This window comes from Streptomyces sp. NPDC048504 (assembly GCF_043200035.1).
Taxonomy (GTDB): domain Bacteria; phylum Actinomycetota; class Actinomycetes; order Streptomycetales; family Streptomycetaceae; genus Streptomyces.
The window spans coordinates 72,760-79,350 of the sequence record NZ_JBICXA010000011.1; the positions used below are offsets into that span (position 1 = coordinate 72,760).

Annotated in this window: 6 protein-coding genes; 3 read left to right on the top strand and 3 right to left on the bottom strand. The window is 69.0% G+C overall.

The window, feature by feature from the left end; all coding sequences use genetic code 11:
- Positions 1-62 precede the first annotated feature (62 nt).
- The gene (locus ACGFY9_RS26550; RefSeq protein WP_393758113.1) at positions 63-1,352 is read left to right on the top strand and encodes an aminotransferase class I/II-fold pyridoxal phosphate-dependent enzyme; all 1,290 of its coding nucleotides are present in this window, start codon (positions 63-65) and stop codon (positions 1,350-1,352) included.
- Positions 1,353-1,464: 112 nt separating this feature from the next.
- On the top strand, positions 1,465-1,851 hold the full coding sequence (locus ACGFY9_RS26555; RefSeq protein ID WP_366493755.1) for a luciferase family protein: 387 nt from the start codon (positions 1,465-1,467) through the stop codon (positions 1,849-1,851).
- Between the two features lie 33 nt (positions 1,852-1,884).
- Here ACGFY9_RS26555 and ppk2 read toward each other — a convergent pair whose 3' ends face one another.
- Genes ppk2 through ACGFY9_RS26570 form a run of 3 tightly spaced genes read right to left on the bottom strand, consistent with a single transcriptional unit; the run spans position 1,885 to position 4,241 of the window.
- On the bottom strand, positions 1,885-2,775 hold the full coding sequence (ppk2, locus tag ACGFY9_RS26560; protein ID WP_033279401.1) for a polyphosphate kinase 2: 891 nt from the start codon (positions 2,773-2,775) through the stop codon (positions 1,885-1,887).
- Between the two features lie 60 nt (positions 2,776-2,835).
- Positions 2,836-3,069 carry a hypothetical protein gene (locus tag ACGFY9_RS26565; RefSeq protein ID WP_318019735.1) on the bottom strand — a complete coding sequence of 78 codons (234 nt, stop codon included), beginning with the start codon at positions 3,067-3,069 and terminating at the stop codon, positions 2,836-2,838.
- A 17-nt stretch (positions 3,070-3,086) separates the two neighbouring features.
- Positions 3,087-4,241, bottom strand: a complete 1,155-nt coding sequence (locus tag ACGFY9_RS26570) for an inorganic phosphate transporter (RefSeq protein WP_366094900.1) — start codon at positions 4,239-4,241, stop codon at positions 3,087-3,089.
- 292 nt (positions 4,242-4,533) lie between these two features.
- On the opposite strand from ACGFY9_RS26570, the gene ACGFY9_RS26575 reads away from it, so the two are divergent.
- Positions 4,534-6,453, top strand: a complete 1,920-nt coding sequence (locus ACGFY9_RS26575) for a M1 family aminopeptidase (RefSeq protein WP_393758116.1) — start codon at positions 4,534-4,536, stop codon at positions 6,451-6,453.
- The last annotated feature ends 138 nt before the right edge of the window (positions 6,454-6,591 follow it).

The window sequence follows — 6,591 nt, forward strand, 5'->3', positions numbered from 1 at the left end:
GCGAGGGGCGACGGCGGTTATGCGTTTGTGGTGTGACCTCCGGCTTTGTAGCGTCGGCTGCCGTGACGCCTCCTCCCCCGTCTGCGCACACCGCAGACTCCCTCCCGGCCCTGCTCGACGCGGCCCGGAGCGACTACGAAGCCCTTCTCACGAAGGGGCTCAAGCTCGACCTGACGCGCGGCAAGCCCTCCGCCCGCCAGCTCGACCTGTCCGCCGAACTGCTCTCGCTGCCCGGCGACCGCTACATCTCCGCCGACGGCACGGACTGCCGCAACTACGGTGGCGCGGACGGGCTGTCGGAACTCCGGGAGATCTTCTCCGGGTTCCTCCAGGTCCCGGCCGAGCAGCTGCTCGCCGTAGGAAACTCCAGTCTGGAGCTGATGCACGACTGCCTCGTGCACGCGCTGCTCGGCACGCTGCCCGGGGCCGCGCGCCGCTGGGCGGACGAGGAGCGGGTCGCGTTCCTGTGCCCGGTCCCCGGCTACGACCGGCACTTCGCGCTGTGCGAGCGGTTCGGCATCGAGATGATCCCCGTGCCGATGACCGCCGAGGGTCCCGACATGGGTGTGGTGGAGCGGCTGGTCGCCGAGGACCACGCCGTCAAGGGCATCTGGTGCGTGCCCAAGTACAGCAATCCGGACGGCACTTGCTACAGCGACGAGACCGTACGGCGACTCTCCGCCATGCCGACGGCCGCGCCCGACTTCCGGGTCTTCTGGGACAACGCCTACGCCGTGCACCACCTCACCGACGAGGAGGTGGAGATCGCCGACATGCTGAACGCCTGTGCCGCGAGCGGGCATCCCGACCGGGTCTTCGTCTTCGGGTCCACGTCGAAGATCACGCTGGGCGGTGCGGGCGTGGCGTTCTTCGGCTCGTCCCCGGCCAACGTGGCCTGGCTGCGCGGCTACAGCGCCAAGCGGTCCATCGGCCCGGACAAGGTCAACCAGCTGCGGCACGCGATGTTCCTGCGCGATGCCGACGGGGTGCGTGCCCACATGCGCAAGCACCGTGAGCTGCTGCGGCCGAAGTTCGACACCGTGCTGCGCATCCTCGCCGAGCGGCTCGGCGGGACCGGTCTCGCCAGCTGGTCGACGCCCCGGGGCGGCTACTTCATCACCCTCGACGTGCCCGACGGGTGCGCCCGCGAGGTGGTGCGGCGCGCGGCGGACGTCGGTCTCGCCCTGACTCCGGCGGGCGCCACGCATCCGTACCGCGACGACCCGAGGGACCGGACGATCCGGATCGCCCCCTCCTTCCCCGACCTCTCCGAGATCGAGGAGATCATCGAGGGGGTGGCCACCTGCGTACGGCTGGTGGGCTACGAAAAGCTTGTGTCCGAGGGGAGTTGACCCGGTTCGCGCACCGCACACCTGACGCTCCTCAGGTGTGCGGTACCTCACGCCCCGGTTACAAATCGCTCAACCTCTGGTTGCGAAGCGGTGCGCAGTCCACGATGGGCACATGACCCTGGCCGAGCGAGCCATGCAGCGACTGGAAGGCTGGCGCGACCTCAGCGCGGTCCCGGCCAGTTGTGGCACGGGGCGGGCGCTGCGGTCCGCTCACAGCGAGATCGTGCATTTCCACTCGGACCACGATGTGGACCTGCATCTCACCGTCGGGGCCATCCTCCGGTTCCATCACGACCTCAGTGAGTCGACCGCGATCCGGATCATCCCGGGCTCCCGCTGGGTGACCGTCCACCTGGACTGCGAGACGGACGTGGACCTGCTGCTGAGCCTGGTCAGCGTCGCCCTCAAGGCACACGCGGGCGGGCCCCCTGCCGGGAGCCCGCCCATGACCGGCTGCAACTTCCACCGGGTGACGCTGGTACCACGCGACGGCGACTAGGTCTCCAAGCCCCAGAAGATCAGGGCCCGGTCCCTAGAACACCGCCGCCGTGTCGTCCTCGCCCTCCTCCAGCAGGTTCGCCGCCGCGCCGACGATGCGGGGGTCGGGGCTGCCGACCACCTCGTCGTCCTTGTCGGCGTAGTCGAAGCGGGCCAGCACGCTGCGCATGGCCTCGACCCGGGCCCGCTTCTTGTCGTTGCTCTTCACCACGGTCCAGGGCGCGTGCTCCGTGTCGGTCTCCCGGAACATGGCGACTTTGGCGGCCGTGTAGTCGTCCCAGCGGTCCAGGGACTCCAGGTCCATCGCGCTGAGCTTCCACTGCCGTACGGGATCCACCTGGCGGATCGTGAAACGGGTGCGCTGTTCACCCTGTGAGACGGAGAACCAGAACTTGATCAGGTCGATGCCGTCGTCCGCCAGCATCCGCTCGAACAGCGGGGCCTGGCGCATGAAACGGCGGTACTCGTCGTCCGAGCAGAACCCCATCACGCGCTCCACACCCGCCCGGTTGTACCAGGACCGGTCGAACAGCACGATCTCGCCGGCGGTCGGCAGGTGCTGGACGTAGCGCTGGAAGTACCACTGACCGCTCTCGCGCTCGCTCGGCTTCTCCAACGCCACCACGCGGGCGCCACGCGGGTTCAGGTGCTCGGTGAACCGCTTGATGGTGCCGCCCTTGCCGGCCGCGTCGCGTCCCTCGCAGACGATGACGAGCCGGCGCCCGGTCTCCTTGACCCAGCGTTGCAGCTTCAGCAGTTCTATCTGCTGGAGCCGCTTGTGCCAGTCGTACTCCTTGCGCTCCATGCGCTGTTCGTACGGGTAGTTCTCCCGCCAGGTGTCCACCGTGCTGCCGTCGGGCCGCACCAGTACCGGGTCGTCGGCGTCGGTGTAGTCGACCCGCAGCCCGGTCAGCAGTTCGGTCATCCCGGCCTCCTCTCAAGGGGGTTCAGTGACTCAGAGGTGATCGGTGGTGATCCGTCGCGCTCAGTGGAACTGCGGCACGATCAGATAGATGCCGTAAGCCACGACAGCCGCACACGCGAGAAAGCACAACCCCGCCTGCGTCAGCCCGAGGGCGTGCGTGCCGCCGTCCACCTCGCGGGCGGCCTCCACCCGGGCGAGGCCCAGGATGCCCAGCGCGAAGACGACGACCACGCCGACGGTCACGCCGACACTCACCGCGAAGACCTCGCCGAGGGCGTTCCAGTCCACACTCATTGCTCAACTCCCTTGGCTCAGGCGGCCGTACGGACGTCCGAGGACGCCTCGCTGCGGATGGTGACCTCGTGGGTCTCGTTCACGTTGTCCGCGTGCACGGGGTTGCGACGCGAGGCGACCACGATGAACAGGGCCACGGCGGCGGCGATCAGGGCGATCAGGGCCGTACCGAGGTTGCCGCCGTGCTTGACGACGGTCGCGGACAGACCGCCGACCGCGGCGGCGGCCGGGAGGGTGACCAGCCAGGCGATGACCATGCGGCCGGCGGTGCCCCAGCGCACCTCGGCCAGGCGCCTGCCCAGACCGGCGCCGAGGATGCCGCCGGAGCAGACCTGCGTGGTGGACAGCGCGAAGCCCAGGTGGGCGGAGGTGAGGATGACGGTCGTGGAGGCGGCCTCGGCCGCGAAGCCCTGCGGGGACTGGATGTCGGTGAGGCCCTTGCCCATCGTGCGGATGATGCGCCAGCCGCCGATGTAGGTGCCCAGGCCGATGGCGAGGCCCGCCGCGGTGATGACCCACACCGGCGGACCGGCGTCGTGGCCGAGCGCGCCCACCGAGATCAGGGTCAGGGTGATGACGCCCATCGTCTTCTGGGCGTCGTTCGTGCCGTGCGCGAGGGAGACCAGGGAGGCCGAGGCGATCTGGCCGAGCCGGAAGCCCTTGGTGACCGAGTCCTTGCGGGCCCGGGCAGTGATCTTGTAAGCGAGGTAGGTGGCGAGGAGAGCGGCGATCCCGGCCACGAGCGGGGAGGCCACCGCGGGGATCAGGATCTTCTCGACAACCTTGTCGAAGTGGACGCCGTTGGAACCGGCACCGACCCAGACGGCACCGATCAGGCCACCGAACAGGGCGTGCGAGGAACTGGACGGCAGTCCCAGCAGCCAGGTCAGGAGATTCCAGAGGATCGCCCCGACGAGCCCCGCGAAGATCATCCCTGGCGTGACCAGGGTGTCGTCGACGATGCCGCCGGAGATCGTCTTGGCGACTTCCGTGGACAGGAAGGCGCCGACGAGGTTGAGAGCTCCACTGATCAGAACCGCCGTTTTGGGCTTCAGTGCCCCGGTGGCGATGGACGTCGCCATCGCGTTGGCGGTGTCGTGGAATCCGTTGGTGAAGTCGAAGGCCAAGGCCGTGACGATGACGACCGCCACGAGGAACGTGATGTGGTCCATCGTTCGATGGAAGCAATCGAAGGCGTACATTCGGCCAACCGGAGGCCAAATCGAGGCATGGCCCGTGCAACGCGGGTGTGCACCCGCCCCTCTCCGCCCCTCGCTCACACCTTCCTCCACTTCGCGCACACACTTCCCTCTCCTTATGGCATGACCCGGTCAAATCTGCGAAGCTTCCCCCGCGATCACGCAACAGCTACGCGCGTTCCCGCGGCCGCCCACCGGAACACCCAGTCCGGCCGGACGGCCACCGAGCAGGCCGGAATCCCGGCCGCCGTATAAGGAGTTCCGTGTGAGATCGACCCCCCACAAGGCCCCAGGGCCTGTCGCGAAAGTCCCGCCCTACGGGCGGACGACGCGACGTTCGCGACAGGCTCTGGCCGCCGGCGTCTTCGCCGTCGCCGCGGTGGCCGCCCTCTCGCTCCCCGTCACCCCGGCCGCCGCCGCGCCGGCGGCCGCCCCGCTCGCCGCCGCCTGCACCCCGGCGCAGGTGGTCGCGGGCGGCGACTTCGAGAGCGGCACCTCGTCCTGGACCCAGTCCTCGACGACCGTCATCACCAGCCGTACCGGCCAGAGTGCCCACGGCGGCTCGAACTTCGCCTGGCTGGACGGCACCGGTGGCACGCACACCGACAGCCTGAGCCAGAGCGTCACGATCCCGTCCGGGTGCAGCAGTGCCACACTCACCTTCTGGCTGCACATCGACACCGCCGAGACGACTTCGTCCACCGCGTACGACAAGCTCACGGCGAAGATCGGCAGCACGACCCTGGCGACGTACTCGAACCTGAACAAGGCCACCGGCTACGTCCAGAAGTCGTTCGACGTGTCGTCGTTCGCGGGCCAGACCGTGAGCCTCGCCTTCAGCGGCACCGAGGACTCCAGTCTCCAGACGAGCTTCGTCCTGGACGACATCGCGCTGAACACCTCGGGCGACACGGCCCCGCCGGCCGACTCGACGCGCACGCCGGCCGCCCCGGCGTACACCGTCAACCTGAGCAGCAACACCGCGGGCACGGTCTGGACCGGCCACGAGAGCACGACCTTCACCAACGCCTCGGCCACCCCGCTCACCGAGGTGTACCTGCGGCTGTGGGACAATTACCACGGCACCTGCTCCGCGCCGCCGATCACGGTCACCAATGTCACCGGCGGCACCGCGGGCGCCCTCTCGGTCGCCTGCACGGCCCTGCAGATAGCACTCCCCACTCCCCTCGCGCAGGGTCAATCGACCACGATCGGCTTCGACTTGGGGATCACGGTCCCGAGCGGCGCGGACCGGTTCGGCTACGACGGCGCGTTCAGCATGATCGGAAACGCCCTGCCGGTCCTCGCGGTCAAGGACGGCTCGGGCTGGCACCTGGACCCGTACACGAACAACGGCGAGTCCTTCTACTCCCTGGCCGCCGACTTCAAGGTGACCCTGGACCACCCGACCACCCTGCTGGTCCCGGCCACGGGCACCTCGGTCGACACCTCCGGCACCAGCGGCCGCACGGTGACCACGGCCACCGCGTCCAAGGTCCGTGACTTCGCGTGGGCGGCGGGCCCGTTCACCAAGATCTCGGGCACGTCGACGGCGGGCACCCCGATCAACATCTACTCGGTCTCGGGCATCAGCTCGTCCAACGCCCAGTCGATGCTGACCACCGCCAAGTCCGCGGTCGACGCCCACGCGGGCCGCTTCGGCGCCTACCCGTACGGCGAACTGGACGCCGTCATCGACAACAACTTCTGGTTCGGCGGCATGGAGTACCCCGGCTTCGTCCTCGACCTCGTCAGCACCACGGCCCTCACCCATGAGATCGGCCACCAGTGGTTCTACGGCATCGTCGGCGACGACGAGTACAACAGCCCCTGGCTGGACGAGGCGTTCACCGACTACGCCACCGACCTCGCCCAGGGCCTGACCGGCACCAACTGCTGGAACAGCGTCTCCTGGGCCTCCTCGGCGGAGAACATCACCAACTCGATGGCCTACTGGGACGCCCACTCGTCCCGCTACTCCACCGTCGTCTACGGCTACGGGAAGTGCGCCCTGCACGACCTGCGCCGCACCCTCGGTGACACCGCGATGGCCAAACTCCTGAAGGACTACGCCACTTCGCACTGGTACGGCGTCTCGACCACGGCCGAGTTCAAGGCGGCCGCCCAGGCCGCGACGACCACGGACCTGACGTCGTTCTGGACGACACACCGCATCGTCGGCTGACCTGAGACCTGGTATCCGGCACCGTTTCGCCGCGGCCGGCCCCCCCCGGGCCCCCCCCCGCGGGAAACCAAACGGGCAGGGGGGCAAAACCCCACAAACCGATGGTGTAAGGGGGTGGGCCGAACGGCCCCCGCGACC